The following is a 14,763-nucleotide window of genomic DNA, read 5'->3' as shown; positions in this document are numbered from 1 at the left end:
GAAATTAAGTAGAATCGAAAAGAAATCTCACAAGCTGTCTATGGAATGGGCTGATTTTTTAGCCAATGAAGCTACTGAGCGTAATTTATCCTCGGCGCAAAGGGAAGCTTTTGTAGAGCGTTTGAAGGATGAAAACTCAAATAAGAAGGAATTAAATCTTGCCATTGAACTAGGTATCGAAGAAGATACTTTCACAAAACGGATGAATGCCGTTTATAAAAAGTTCGCCAAGAGTTATCCTGAGTTAGCCACCCTTAAAGGTCGGGGTAAGCTAGAAAAGTTACGGGCTTGCCTGACAGCGAAATATAATGGCGGGCAAGATGCCCAACCAACAATTAAAGAGATTCATCACAATATTCCGCCTGCTGTTCCATTTGAAAAATTTGTGGGACGTGAGACGGAACTAGAAGAACTGCACTCCTCATTACAAACATCTCGGCAAGTTGCGATTGTAGCTGTAGCGGCTATGGGTGGAGTCGGGAAAACTGAACTCGCTACCCAATACGCCAAACAGCATTTGCAGAATTATCAAGGTGGGGTTTGCTGGTTATCAGCACAGGGAATTGATGTCGGAATTCAAATTCTCAGATTTGCTGAATTAAAATTTAAACTCATTGCACCAGATGATTGGGAATTAGCGGATAGGCTGAGATACTGCTGGCAGAATTGGGAAAAAGGTGAAGTGCTGCTGGTGTTTGATGATGTCACTGACTACAAAAAACAGGTTCAGCCTTATCTACCACCAGAATCACCCCGGTTTAAAGTATTGCTGACAACGCGCCTGGGCTTTGATAGAACTTTGCCACAATTACCTTTGGGTGTTCTCAAACCATTGGCGGCGATGAAATTATTAAAATCGCTGGTTGATAGAGAACGACTGAAAAGCGAACCTTGGGTTGCGAGAAGAATTTGTAAATTTTTAGGATATTTGCCTTTGGCGTTAGAGTTAGTAGGGCGATATCTGGATACAATGCCGGATTTATCCCTGGAAATACTGCTGAAGCGGCTAGAGAAAAAGCGACTGGAACACGAAGCAGTCGCCAGGGCAAACCCATTGATGCGTTATGAATATGGTGTGGCTGAAGCTTTTGCATTGAGTTGGGAACACTTGGATGAAAATGCACAAAGCTTAGGCTGTTGGCTGAGTTTGTATGCTTTGGCTGATATTCCTTTTTCTGTTGAGACGATAGAAGATGACGATAAACAAGAACTTTGGGAGAAAGCCATAGCTGAGTTGCGGAAACTGCATTTAATACAATGGCAAAGTAAAGGAATTTATCGTCTACATCCACTGATTCGGCTATTTTTCCAAATGAAGTTGGATGAGTCAAGTAATGCAATTGAGGTGAAAATTGCTTTTGTAGCGCAGATGGTAGAGGTGGCAAAGCAAATTCCTCAACAGCTTAACCGTGAAGATATTTTCAATTTCACTTCACATATCCCCCATCTTGCAGAAGTTGCAACCCACTTATCCGAGTATCTAAGCGATGGGGATTTAATCAGACCGTTTACAGGCTTAGGCTGGTTTTATCAAGGACAAGGACTTTATCAGCAAGCAGAACCTTGGTTGCGGCAGTGTGTAAAAATTGCTGAAAATCGCCTGGGTTCGGAACATCTCGATATTGCTACTAGCCTGAACAATCTAGCAGCACTTCATAAATCTACAGGACGCTACAGCGAAGCCGAACCCCTGTATAAGCAGGCTTTAGAACTGACAAAATGCCTGCTGGGAAACAACCATCCTATTGTCGCCACTAGCTTGAACAATCTAGCAGAACTTTACCGTTATACAGGACGTTACAGCGAAGCCGAACCCCTGTATCTGCAAGCTTTAGAGATGAGACAACGCCTGCTGGGAGAAAAACATCCCGATGTCGCCAATAGCTTGAACAATTTAGCATTACTTTACGGTTCTACAAGACGCTACAGCGAAGCCGAACCGTTGTTTCAGCAAGCTTTAGAACTAAAAAAACACCTACTAGGAAACAACCATCTCGATATTGCCATTAACCTGAATAATCTAGCAGCACTTTATAAATCTACAGGACGCTACAGCGAAGCCGAACCGTTGTTTCAGCAAGCTTTAGAACTGAGACAACGCCTGCTGGGAGACAACCATCCCGATGTCGCTAATAGCTTGAACAATCTAGCATCACTTTACTGTTCTACAGGACGCTTTAATGAAGGCGAACCTCTGTATCAGCAAGCTTTGGAACTCTACAAACGCCTACTGGGAGACAATCATCCTGATGTTGCCATTAGCCTGAACAATCTAGCAGGACTTTACTGTTCTACAGGACGCTTCAATGAAGGCGAACCCCTATTTCAGCAAGCTTTAGCAATTTGTGAGCAGACTTTAGGTGTAGGTCATCCCGATACAATTGCGGTTCGGGGAAATTATGCAAAGTTTTTAAGAGAAACATAACCCTAACGATCGCACCCTTTCACAAAACCACACCAAATTAACGCTACACCACAGTTTTAGTTTAAATATTAGCAGCGATCGCCTTCTACACACCAAATAGTACAGTCAATAATAGTGCGTAGGCGTAGCCCATCGTAGACATTGTATAGCCATTTTGAGTTCAAAGGTGCAACTTCGAGGTTCAAATGCTCCAGTGCGATCGCTTACGAACTGCAACACCACTTAATATTGTCATCAGAAATTTATTTTTATTTAGCTGGAGAGTTAAAAATGAACAACTGGTATTTTAATTTCTAGCATTTCACTTTTTTGTTAAGAAAGATGTGACTAATGCATAGCACCCCAGCATCAAATAGGGAGAATGAGATAATTATTCTAATTTCCTATTGGTTGAGGATCAAATGACTGAGCTATATGATACTATTGGCGGTGTTTACGAGCAGTTTAAAACTGTAGGCACATTGCCGATCGCCGAAAAATTTACACTATTTAAAATTCTTGGTAATTTTCAAGGAAAAACCATTTTAGACTTAGCCTGCGGTACTGGCTTTTATAGCAGATTGTTAAAAGAACAAGGAGCTGCAAAAGTTGTTGGTGTAGACATATCAGAGGAAATGGTAAACGTTGCACGCCAGCAAGAGATGAAAAATCCACTTGGAAATGAATATCAAGTGTTAGATATTGCCAAACTCCACAAAATTGGCAGTTTTGATTTAGTTACTGCGGTTTATCTTCTTAATTATGCAGAAAACAAAGAGTATCTACTACAGATGCTTTCTAATATTCGCAAAAATCTAGCGTCAAACGGGCGTTTTGTTGCCATGACGGTTAATCCGAATTTCTCTTGGAAGAAATCAAATTCAACAAAGTATGGACTTACGGTACTCAAACAAGAACCTTTGTCAGAAGGCTTTTATTCTGAAACTGAACTTCACACAAATCCACCATTTATGATTAAATACTTTGGGTGGAGTCAATCTATTTATGAATGGGCTGTAACAGAAGCTGGGTTTAAGAAGTTTTCATGGCATCCTATAGAAATTCCAAAGCAAGCAATAGAACAGTACACAGAAGATTACTGGCAAGATTTTTTAGACAATTGCTTAATCATCGGTCTAAGTTGTGAGAATTAACATGATTTTTCATGGTAACTTTTCATCCTAATACTTTGTCACATCAACTTTAAATAAAATTCAGATTTAGGAGTGGTCAAGTTCAATGTGTCGCTCAACGATGTGCTAGTGAGAATCGAGTCGGGTAGTACCGATGGTGTAAGCCTATAGTTTAGCTACCTTGCTAACTGAATAATCTAGAATCATATTAGCGCTGTCGCGCCCTATATCGGATAGCGCAATTTTAATCTCTTTCTAGAAAGAGAAATATTTCTTTATCAATGGTTTAAATTACGATTATGAACCTTAAAGACATATCCTCAAAATTTTCCCGTCGTCAAGTTGTCAAAACTGCTCTCACTTTTGTGACTGGCTTAACCACGACATCACTATTATCTTTTGCGATCGCCAAATCCACCAAGCCAGCACAAGCAATTGTTGTGCAACGACCAAATGAATTTGAACTTGAAGGTAAAGATACTAACATCAAGTATTCAATTATCAATGGAGTTTCACAGCTTGATTACAAAACTCAAACAATTTCTGAGCATTTTAGTGGCGATCAAATTCAGACATTAGCTACTGATATCGGTACGCTAGTGACGATAATTATTAGCAAACCACTAAATCCTGATTTGGGAGGAAATATAGTTAAACTGAGCTTACTTTTACCAATTATCAACCTAGCGATCGGATCGCGAGAAACTCCTGTCCAAACTGAAGCTATTTTAACTACCCAAAGAACATCAGGATTTATTCGTACTCCCCTATTTGGACAATTACAGTCATATCAAACTATAGTACTCACTGGAACTGCTAGATACCGCTAGATACGGTCTAACTTCTGAAATTAATTCTTTTGGAAAACCAATTACCAATTATCCCTTAACTTGCAATCCGATTCAGTTAAAAATATTTGTAGGTTGAGTTAAATGTTCGATCGCTTCAAGTAGAAAACAGTATTTTCAGCATTTTGTAAAAATCCAAAAGAATTTATCCAAGAAATACGAATTGCGCAGCAGTTAAATAGTATGAATTAGGTAACATTTCACAAGTTAACCCAGCAATTTCTGCTGGGTTAACTCGTCGTGCTGAATTTATTAATGCCTTATTGCGCTACCAAGTAGATTTTAATGCTATTGCGCCTGTTGTAGCAGCTTGGATTTGGGAAAGGGAGAATCACAATTATTGAGTTTGGCACTAAAAAATTCCGACTGTGCCGCTATTGTTGACGATAGAGCAGCATGGCGTTGTGGTCAAGCTTTAGGTATTAATACTATCGGAACCGGAGGCTTGCTGATATTAGCGAAAAGACGTGGACTAATCCCAAGCAATATCTCCTGGAATTCAAGCTTGGTGTGACGCTGGTTTGAGGTTATCCGATACTTTGGTCAATTTACTCAAGCAACAAACAGGAGAATAGCGATCGCTATCAATTGTAACTTCAAATAGCTTTTGCTTCCTTTTCTCTCTTCCTTCTTGTCCTCTGCGACTCTGCGGTTTGATTTTCATATTAAATAACAAAATACGCAGCCACTAAATTTAAATATTTTTATACAAATGGTACTTTTACCCCAAAGATAGAAGATTTCCTAATAGAGACAAAGCTACAATAAAAATAAATTTTACAAGCTGTTTATGCAATGGGCTAATTTTCTAGCCAAAGAAGCTGCTAATAATGGCTTATCTCTGGAGCAAACGGCAGCTTTTACAAAATATTTTCAGACAGAAAACTTAGGTAAAACTAAAGCTAAACTTGCCAGCGAATTAAACGTTGATATTGCCGCTTTCACAAAGTGGGTGGGTGAGGTATATAACAAGTTTGCCCAGAATAATCCTGAGTTAGCGACTTTCAACAATCAAGACAAACTAGAAAAGTTACAAGCTTACCTGAGCGCAAAATATAATAATAGCGAATTGGCTGTCCTCAAACCATTGGCGGCGATGAAACTATTAAAATCGTTAGTGGTTCGGGAACGACTGCAACAAGAAGCTTGGGTTGCGAGAAGAATTTGTAAATTTTTGGGATATTTACCTTTAGCGTTAGAGTTAGTGGGACGATATTTGGATAAAATGCCAGATTTGTCTCTGGAAACACTGCTAAAGCGGCTAGAGAAGAAACGAGTGGAACATGAACCAGTAGTCAATGCTAACTCATTGATGCCTGATGAATACGGTATAGTTGAAGCTTTTGAATTGAGTTGGGAACAGTTGGATGAAAATGCCCAAAGCTTCGGCTGTTTGCTGAGTTTGTGTGCTTTAGCTGACATTCCTCTATCTGTTGAGACAATAGAAGATGACAAAAAACAACAACTCAATGAGAAAGCCATAGCCGATTTACTAGAATTACATTTATTACAACAGAAAAATAAAGGAATTTATCTTCTAAATCCACAGATTCGACAACTTTTCCGAATGAAGTTGGATAAGTCAAGTGAGGCGGATGAAGCAAAAACTAAATTTGCAACCATGATGTTAGAGGTAGCAAAGCTAATTCCGCAACAGCTCAACCCTGAAGATATTCTCAACTTCACTCCACATATCCCGCATATTAAAGAAGTTGCAACTCACCTATCCGAATATCTGGGTGATAAAAATCTAATCACTCTGTTTACCAAATTAGCCTGGTTTTATCAAAGTCAAGCACTCTATCAGCAAGCAGAACTTTGGTTGCAACGGTGTGTAGAACTAACTCAAAATCGTTTTGGTTTAGAACATATCGATGTCGCCACTAGTCTGAACAATTTAGCAGTACTTTACGAAACTACAGGACGTTACAGAGAAGCCGAACCCTTGCTTGAGCAAGCTTTAGCACTGAGAAAACGTCTGTTAGGAGAAGAACATACCGATGTCGCCACCAGCCTGAGCTATTTGGCATTAATCTACGAATATACAGGACGCTATAACCAAGCCGAACCTTTGTATCAGCAAGCTTTAGAACTGTGGAAACGCCTAGTGGGAGAAGAACATCCCCATGTTGCCACGAGTCTGAACAATTTAGGAGCATTGTACTGCTATACAAGACGCTACAGTGAAGCCGAACCCTTGTTCAAGCAAGCATTAAAACTGAGAAAACGCCTGCTGGGAGAAGCACATCCCGATGTTGCCACTAGCCTGAACAATTTAGCACAACTTTACGAATCTACAGGAAGTTACAAACAAGCCGAACCTTTGTATGAGCAAGCTTTAGAACTGAGTAAACGCCTGTTGGGAAATAACCATCCCGATGTCGCCATTAGCCTGAACAATCTAGCAGCGCTCTACCGTCATACAAGACGCTACAGGAAAGCCAAACCCTTATTTGAGAAAGCTTTGAAAATTTGCGAACGGACTTTAGGTATAAGTCATCCGACAACTATGACGGTTCGGGCAAATTATGCCAGCTTTTTAAGAGAAGCATATCATTAGCGATCGCCGACCGTAATTCGTAATTCGTAATTCGTAATTCGTTAAAAAAATATATCCCTCTCCATTAGCGAAGAGGGGTTAGGATTTACTTACATCCTAAAGACTTGCGAGTTTCCACACCAGTTTTAGAATTCACACCACTTGCGTTAACACAAAGCTTTTTCACTTGTATTCCATCTAAAATTGCATTCGTAAAATCGGTACCTGTGATATCCACGCCATCAAAAGTAGAACGCAGCATCATTGCATCGGTCAACAGTGCATCACTTAAATCAGCATCCTTAAACCTTGTTAGATAGGCTATGCCTTCACTAAAATCAGCACCATGCAGATTTACTCCCTCCAATACGCTACCGTTAAATACGCCACCACGTAAGTCAGCATTGCTAAAGTTAGCATTCTCTAATTTGAGATTGGTAAACTCAGTACCAATTAAACTTTGGCCAGAGTAATCCTTGCCCTTGAGTTCATCATTACCCACAGAACGGGTAATACTAGAAGAACTTGCAGCTTGCGCCGATAGGGGAAACAAAAAAAGAACCATAGCTAAGACAAAGCTAGCTAGCAGTTGCCAATATTTCATAATCTCTTCTTAATAAATCTCAACATTTCCACCATTAACTATTAAACCTTACAGAAGGGGACAAGGGAGTGAAGAAGGGAATAGGTTACAGGGTAGAGATTATTCCCTATCACCTGTCCCCTGTCCCCTGTCACCTCTTCCCTAATCTCTCGTAGGATGATAGATGTTGAGGTGCGATCGCAATAATTAACTGTGGCTAATCAAGAAGACAACGCCCAATTTCTGGCGCGAACTCCTTTATATCAATTGGGTGTAGAACTCAAAGCACGCCTTACCAGCTTTGGCGGCTGGGAAATGCCTGTGCAATTTAGTGGAATTAGCCGCGAACACGAGGCTGTAAGAAATACAGCCGGAATGTTCGATATTTCCCACATGGGCAAATTTACCCTCCAAGGTAAAAACCTGATTTCCCAACTCCAGCCACTAGTACCTTCCGACTTGAGTCGTTTGCAAGCTGGTCAAGCACAATACACCGTATTGTTAAATCCCCAAGCGGGAATTATTGACGACATCATTGTTTATTATCAAGGTGAAGACACCAGTGGTACACAAAAGGCATTCATCATAGTCAATGCGGCAACTTCTGGTAAAGATAAAGCATGGCTATTGCAACACCTTGACTTGGATAAAGTGCAATTCCAAGACCTTTCACCAGATAAAGTCTTAATTGCCGTCCAAGGGCCAAAAGCGATTAAATATCTTCAGCCATTAGTTCAAGAAGACTTACAACCAATCAAAGCCTTTGGACATTTAGAAGCAACTCTACTAGGTAAACCTGCCTTTTTGGCCCGCACGGGTTATACCGGAGAAGATGGCTTTGAGGTGATGTTAGACCCGGATGTGGGAGTAGAATTGTGGCAAACTCTCCATAAAAGTGGTGTTATCCCCTGTGGACTCGGTGCGAGAGACACTCTGCGCCTAGAAGCAGCGATGGCACTTTACGGACAAGATATCGATGACATCACCACACCCTTAGAAGCAGGTTTGGGGTGGCTAGTTCATTTAGATACCAAAGGCGATTTTATTGGTCGGGAAGTTTTAGCAGAGCAAAAAGCCAAGGGAGTGCATCGCCGATTGGTAGGTTTGCAAACCCAAGGACGCAACATTGCCCGTCATGGCTATCAAGTGTTATCCACAGGTAAAGTTGTGGGAGAAGTTACTAGTGGCACCCTGTCACCTACACTTGGTTATCCTGTTGCATTAGGCTACGTTCCCACCCAGCTAGCAACTGTTGGTCAGCAGCTAGAAATCGAAATTCGCGGCAAAGTTTATCCAGCAGTTGTAGTTAAACGTCCCTTTTATCGGTCAAAAAATCGTGTTGCCAACTGATAAGCGCTGAGGTTTTTGAGGAATAATGTGTTGTGAGTTATTCAATCTACAGTCAGGTTCATTACCAAATATGGCTTGGATAACTATTGGGGCAATAATTTTTTTAATAAGGGAGAGGAAGTGATATGTCTTTTGAATATCCTCAAGATTTCAGATACCTGGATTCTCATGAATACGTGCGAATAGATGGTGAAATTGCCACCATTGGCATTACTGAGTTTGCCGTACATGAATTGGGTGATATCGTCTTTTTGGAACTACCAGAAATTGGCGATGCTCTTACTAGGGGAGAAAACTTTGGCACAATTGAATCAGTGAAAGCCGTTGAGGAACTTAATTCACCAGTAACAGGCACAGTTATAGAACGCAATGAAGCCTTAATTAGTTCTCCCGAAGAAGTGTCAGAAGACCCCTACGGGGAAGGGTGGTTTTTGAAAGTGCGCGTCAATGACCCTGGTGAAGTTGAAGATGCCTTGACAGCAGATGAGTATCGCGCCCAAGTAGAAGGGGAGTAAAAGTGCTGTTAGCGGATAGCTAGGGTTTAGCCCGTGCTGATTGCTGAATGGAAGAGTAAGGGAGTAGGTGAGTGGAGAAGCTAATTAATAATTACTCTTATTCACCTATCCAATATCTTCCGAATTCCCAGTCCCCAGCCCCCAGTTTAAGAGTATTTATTGCAAAATATGAAATAGTACCATCTGGAGAGTAATTTGTGGTATTGAACGCCCCTATTCTCAAGTCTCATGAGCAGCAAGTGCTGGACGAAAAAAGTCAAAATTTCAGTAGTTTTGTGCCAAGACACATTGGCCCTAACTCCGATGATATTCAGCAAATGCTTAAGGTTTTGGGGTTTCCCAGCCTGGATGCCCTAATCGACCAAACAGTTCCACAGGGAATTCGGCTGAAGCAACCGCTAAAGTTACCAGCAGCAGAAAGCGAGTATGCAGCACTGGCATCATTAAAAAAAGTTGCTGCCAAAAATCAGGTTTTCCGTTCATACATTGGTATGGGCTATTACGACAGTATTACTCCACCTGTGATTGGGCGTAATATCCTAGAAAACCCTGGTTGGTATACTGCCTACACTCCTTATCAGCCAGAAATTGCTCAAGGGCGACTAGAAGCGCTACTGAATTTCCAAACTTTGATTATCGACCTTACAGGTTTGGAAATTGCCAATGCTTCGTTACTCGATGAAGCCACAGCCGCAGCTGAAGCAATGAGCCTAAGCTATGGTGTCTCTAAAAATCAGGCAGATGCCTATTTTGTCTCTCGTGATTGCCATCCCCAAACTATCGACGTGTTGCAAACACGTGCTAAACCATTGGGGATTAAGATTATTGTTGGCGATCATCAAGCATTTGATTTCGATCGACCAATTTTTGGCGCTGTTCTGCAATACCCTGCAAGTGATGGCACTATTTACGACTACCGCGCTTTTATCGAAAAAGCCCATGCTAAGGGTGCATTGGTGACGGTAGCAGCAGATCCTCTAAGTTTAACTTTACTTACCCCTCCTGGGGAGTTTGGCGCTGATATTGCTGTCGGAAGCACTCAGCGGTTCGGTATTCCTTTGGGGTTTGGGGGGCCTCATGCGGCATATTTTGCTACGAAGGAAGAGTATAAGCGGCTAGTTCCAGGGCGAATTGTGGGAGTCTCAAAAGATGCCCAAGGGAAGCCTGCATTACGTCTCGCCTTGCAAACCCGCGAACAGCACATCCGCCGTGAAAAAGCTACTAGTAATATTTGTACTGCACAGGTGCTACTGGCGGTGATGGCGAGTATGTACGCGGTCTATCATGGGCCAGATGGACTTAAGACAATAGCTCAGAGGATACATTCCCTGACTTTGATTTTGGCAGAGTGGTTGCAGCGACTAGGTTACAGTATCAGTTCTAAACCTTTCTTTGATACGCTACAGGTCGAGTTAGGAACTAAACCTCTGCAAGAAATTTTACAAGCTGCTGAAGCCTGTCAAATTAACCTGCGTATTTTTGATACATCTACTGTTGGTATCTCGGTGGATGAGACTACCACATTGGATGATGTGCGAGATATATGCCAAATTTTTGCAGGGACAGATGAGCTACGGTTTGTTTTGAATGTCCAAGAGATGGAATGGATAACTCAGCAATCAGGTTTAAGCGGTGAACCATTTAGCCGTCAAAGCACTTATCTTACCCATCCTGTATTTAACCGTTATCACTCAGAAACTGAGTTATTGCGCTATCTGCACAAACTTGAAAGCAAGGACTTATCGTTAACGACATCGATGATTCCCTTGGGTTCTTGCACAATGAAGTTGAATGCAACTGCTGAGATGATTCCGGTAAGTTGGGAGGAATTTGGCAAGATTCATCCATTTGCCCCAGCGTCGCAAACGCAAGGTTATCAAATCCTATTCCAGCAACTTGAGGCATGGTTAGCTGAAATTACCGGGTTTGCGGGAATTTCTTTACAACCAAATGCTGGTTCTCAGGGCGAATATGCTGGACTTTTAGTAATTCGTCAATATCACGAAAATCGGGGCGAAGCACATCGCAATGTTTGTTTAATTCCCACTTCTGCACACGGGACAAACCCAGCGAGTGCGGTGATGTGCGGGATGAAGGTGGTGGCTGTTGCTTGTGACTCACAAGGTAATATTGATGTTGCTGACTTGAAGGCGAAGGCAGAAAAACACAGCAATGAATTAGCCGCCTTAATGGTGACATATCCCTCAACTCACGGTGTGTTTGAGGAGCCAATTCAGGAAATCTGCGCTGTTGTCCATAGTTATGGTGGACAGGTTTATATGGATGGGGCAAATATGAACGCCCAGGTGGGAATTTGCCGTCCTGGAGATATTGGCGCGGATGTCTGTCACTTGAATCTGCACAAAACTTTCTGTATTCCTCATGGTGGCGGTGGCCCCGGTATGGGGCCCATTGGCGTTGCATCTCATCTTGTGCCTTTTCTACCCGGACATCCTGTTGTTACTATCAACGACTCAACTCAGCACTCACATATTGGTGCTGTGGCGGCTGCGCCTTGGGGTAGTGCGAGTATCTTGGTGATTTCTTGGATGTACATCGCCATGATGGGTACAGATGGTTTAACCCAAGCAACTAAAGTAGCGATTCTCAACGCTAACTACATTGCCAAGAAACTAGAGTCATACTATCCGGTTTTGTATCAGGGGAAAAATGGTCTAGTTGCCCATGAATGTATTTTAGATTTACGATCGCTCAAAAAATCGGCTGCGATCGAAATCGATGATGTTGCCAAGCGTCTGATCGATTACGGTTTCCATGCGCCGACTGTCTCCTGGCCTGTAGGGGGTACAATCATGGTGGAACCTACAGAAAGTGAATCTAAGCAAGAGTTGGATCGTTTCTGTGATGCGTTGATTTCTATTCGTCAAGAAATTGCCGAAATAGAAGTTGGCAAGGTGGATATCCAAGATAATCTTTTGAAGAACGCACCCCACACTGCCGAAAGTTTAATTACCGGAGAATGGCAGCATCCCTATTCTCGCGAACAAGCTGCCTATCCCGCGCCTTGGACACGCGAATATAAATTCTGGCCAGCTGTCGGTCGCATTGATGCAGCCTTTGGCGATCGCAATTTTGTTTGTTCTTGTCTGCCAATGGATGCTTATTAAACTGAAGTAGGGGCGTACAGCTAGCTGTGCGCCCTGCGATAGATTATTTTTTTCGCTGGAATTTTTAAAATTGCGATCGCGTTGCTTTAATTAACTTACGTTGTCCAATAAAATCGCAGTTGACGAAGGCGATCGCTGCTGGTTAATTTGCAGTGGAATATTTTCTTGCACGAGTTGCCAAAAATGTTTAATGGGAGGAATTTGCAGACGATCTTGAGTTGTCACCATAACTACCCGTCGAGTCAAACTGGAACCATCTGCTAAACCATTAGTATTATTACTGGCTAAAGAACGAATCGCCAGGGTAGGGTCAAGATGTGCTTCCAGTAATGCTGATTGAGGTAGCAAAGCTATCAATTTCCCTTGGCGCACAACTCCCCGGAAGGCATCTAGGGTATTTACCTCTAAAGCCGACTGGAGTGTGGCTTCCATCCGCTCAAATTTATCTTGTATTAAGCGTTGCATCCCATAACCATCTTTAAAAACCACTTGGGGATAACGAATTAGCTCCGACCAAGGGACGCATTCATATTGTGCCAGGGGATGATTGGCTGCGGTTAAAACTTCTATAGGTTCATCATAAAGTACTTCTACCACCATTTCTCTACTGGTGGTTAAAAAGCGATTATTCATCACAATTGCTAAATCCACCAATCCATCTTTGAGGACTTTCAGGGCGCGATCGCTTCCCAATGAAGTCACCCGCAATTGCACATCTGGATAATCATGACAAAATTTTTGCAACACTGGTGGTAAGTAAGATCCACAGAGAGAGTGAATCACGGCAATGCAAAGCTCTGGTTGCTTTCCAGCGATTAAATCGGCTAATTCTTCTGTAGCAGTCTGCCACTCTTGACAAATTTTACGAACGCGGGGTAACAAACGTTCGCCTCCTAGTGTCAGTTTGGCATGAGTGCTTCTGTGAAACAGTTCTATTCCCAAATCTGCTTCTAATGCTTGGATTTGGCGACTAATCGTCGATTGGGTAACACCAGATGTTCGCGCTGCTTGTTGAAAGCTGCCGGTTTGGGCGATCGCTAGAAAGGCTTGCAACTGCTCTAGGCGCATTTTTATGTAGCCTGAATTACATTGATCAGTTTTATAAAGTTAACGGATTTTTATCCACAATTTAGTAGAGTTTGTTACAGCTTTTTTTCTCTGATTGACATTTAAGTAAATCAGGTTTGACTGTCTTTGTCGTCAATGATGCGCTTTGCATCGATTTTTTCGGTAAATTTCGCCCAAAAAATAATTGACTATTTTGTACTGAAATATATGAATTTTTAGATAATATTTTTAACGGTATCGTTCTGAGCCATTCTCTTGTGATTACAGAAGCTGATAGTTGAACTGTAGCGAACTATCAGTGTTTCACTTCATCATTATGCGACAGATTATCTAGCGGTTTTTAATTGACATAAAGTAATCATTTCAACTTCGCATCTCAATTACCTGAATGTTACTGTTGGTCAGGTTGGTTTTGTACAACCTACGGATACAGCTGCGATCGCGTCATATTTCCAAAAGACGTAGAGGGCACAACCTATGGCTGTGCCCTCCTAGAAGCTACGGTGTATACACAAATCTGAAGTAGATAGCTGAAAAACCCAAGGTTTTACCCCACCCTAACCCTCCCCGTATGTATTGGGGAGGGAACTAGATTTTCCTGTTTCCCCCCAATACATCGGGGGGATTAAGGGGGGTAATTCACACTTTAACCTAGAGTGTGGTGAATACTATCTAGAGCGAGAACCTGTTACTTCATCGGGATCTCTATAAGCCCGGACTTTTTCGCGATTACGCAGTCCAGCTAAACCAGCTAGACCAAGTAAACCTAGCCAACCAAAATTGAAACCGCGATCGCTAGTTCTTTCGGAAGCTGCGACACCTGTATTTCTGTTAGTACCTGTGGCATCAGTGCCAGTGCCTGTTGTTCCACTACCTGTGGTATCAGTACCCGTTGTTCCACTGCCTGTTGTTCCACTACCTGTAGCATCAGTGCCCGTTGTTCCACTGCCTGTAGTTCCACTACCTGTGGCATCAGTGCCTGTTGTTCCACCGCCCGTTGTTCCACTACCTGTAGTTCCACTACCTGTGGCATCAGTGCCTGTTGTTCCACCGCCCGTTGTCCCGGTTCCACTGCCCGTTGTCCCAGTTCCAGTGCCTGTTGTGCCAGTACCTGTAGTTCCAGTACCTAAGCCAGTGCCTGTTGTCCCGGTTCCACTGCCCGTTGTCCCAGTTCCAGTGCCTGTTGTGCCAGTAC

Annotated in this window: 11 protein-coding genes; 7 read left to right on the top strand and 4 right to left on the bottom strand. The window is 42.4% G+C overall.

Annotation, left to right across the window (positions count from 1 at the left end):
• The first annotated feature begins 40 nt into the window (after positions 1-40).
• The 3 genes from RMX89_RS23905 to RMX89_RS23895 all read left to right on the top strand — a co-directional run bounded on the left by RMX89_RS23905 (position 41) and on the right by RMX89_RS23895 (position 4,367).
• Positions 41-2,425 carry a tetratricopeptide repeat protein gene (locus tag RMX89_RS23905; RefSeq protein ID WP_322690706.1) on the top strand — a complete coding sequence of 795 codons (2,385 nt, stop codon included), beginning with the start codon at positions 41-43 and terminating at the stop codon, positions 2,423-2,425.
• Between the two features lie 401 nt (positions 2,426-2,826).
• Positions 2,827-3,558 carry a class I SAM-dependent methyltransferase gene (locus tag RMX89_RS23900; RefSeq protein ID WP_322671497.1) on the top strand — a complete coding sequence of 244 codons (732 nt, stop codon included), beginning with the start codon at positions 2,827-2,829 and terminating at the stop codon, positions 3,556-3,558.
• A 278-nt stretch (positions 3,559-3,836) separates the two neighbouring features.
• Positions 3,837-4,367: a hypothetical protein gene (locus RMX89_RS23895; protein WP_322690705.1), complete on the top strand. Its 531-nt coding sequence runs from the start codon at positions 3,837-3,839 to the stop codon at positions 4,365-4,367.
• 517 nt (positions 4,368-4,884) lie between these two features.
• Here the strand turns inward: RMX89_RS23895 and RMX89_RS23885 are convergent.
• The gene (locus RMX89_RS23885) at positions 4,885-5,049 is read right to left on the bottom strand and encodes a hypothetical protein (RefSeq protein ID WP_322690704.1); all 165 of its coding nucleotides are present in this window, start codon (positions 5,047-5,049) and stop codon (positions 4,885-4,887) included.
• Positions 5,050-5,175: 126 nt separating this feature from the next.
• Between RMX89_RS23885 and RMX89_RS23880 the strand changes: the two genes are divergently transcribed.
• Positions 5,176-6,945: a tetratricopeptide repeat protein gene (locus RMX89_RS23880; protein ID WP_322690703.1), complete on the top strand. Its 1,770-nt coding sequence runs from the start codon at positions 5,176-5,178 to the stop codon at positions 6,943-6,945.
• 85 nt (positions 6,946-7,030) lie between these two features.
• Here the strand turns inward: RMX89_RS23880 and RMX89_RS23875 are convergent, their stop codons facing one another.
• A complete protein-coding gene (locus tag RMX89_RS23875; RefSeq protein ID WP_322690702.1) occupies positions 7,031-7,528 on the bottom strand; it encodes a pentapeptide repeat-containing protein in 498 nt (165 codons plus the stop codon).
• 192 nt (positions 7,529-7,720) lie between these two features.
• On the opposite strand from RMX89_RS23875, the gene gcvT reads away from it, so the two are divergent.
• From gcvT to gcvP, 3 genes are all read left to right on the top strand, one after another.
• Positions 7,721-8,857 (top strand): glycine cleavage system aminomethyltransferase GcvT, encoded by a 1,137-nt coding sequence (gene gcvT, locus RMX89_RS23870; protein WP_322690701.1) that lies wholly within the window; start codon positions 7,721-7,723, stop codon positions 8,855-8,857.
• Positions 8,858-8,982: 125 nt separating this feature from the next.
• Positions 8,983-9,372, top strand: coding sequence for a glycine cleavage system protein GcvH (gcvH, locus tag RMX89_RS23865; RefSeq protein WP_289797706.1), 390 nt, complete (start codon positions 8,983-8,985; stop codon positions 9,370-9,372).
• Positions 9,373-9,569: 197 nt separating this feature from the next.
• Positions 9,570-12,500 (top strand): aminomethyl-transferring glycine dehydrogenase, encoded by a 2,931-nt coding sequence (gcvP, locus tag RMX89_RS23860; RefSeq protein WP_322690700.1) that lies wholly within the window; start codon positions 9,570-9,572, stop codon positions 12,498-12,500.
• A 90-nt stretch (positions 12,501-12,590) separates the two neighbouring features.
• Here the strand turns inward: gcvP and RMX89_RS23855 are convergent, their stop codons facing one another.
• Positions 12,591-13,568 (bottom strand): LysR family transcriptional regulator, encoded by a 978-nt coding sequence (locus RMX89_RS23855; RefSeq protein ID WP_322690699.1) that lies wholly within the window; start codon positions 13,566-13,568, stop codon positions 12,591-12,593.
• A 668-nt stretch (positions 13,569-14,236) separates the two neighbouring features.
• Positions 14,237-14,763 (bottom strand): WGxxGxxG-CTERM domain-containing protein (locus tag RMX89_RS23850; protein ID WP_322690698.1); only part of this gene is annotated, 527 nt, incomplete at its 5' end.

The organism is Nostoc sp. DedSLP04 (genome assembly GCF_034530775.1).
In the GTDB taxonomy this organism is placed as follows: domain Bacteria; phylum Cyanobacteriota; class Cyanobacteriia; order Cyanobacteriales; family Nostocaceae; genus Nostoc.
The sequence above is the reverse complement of the archived record's forward strand: the minus strand, read 5'-3'. Positions and strand labels throughout refer to the sequence as shown.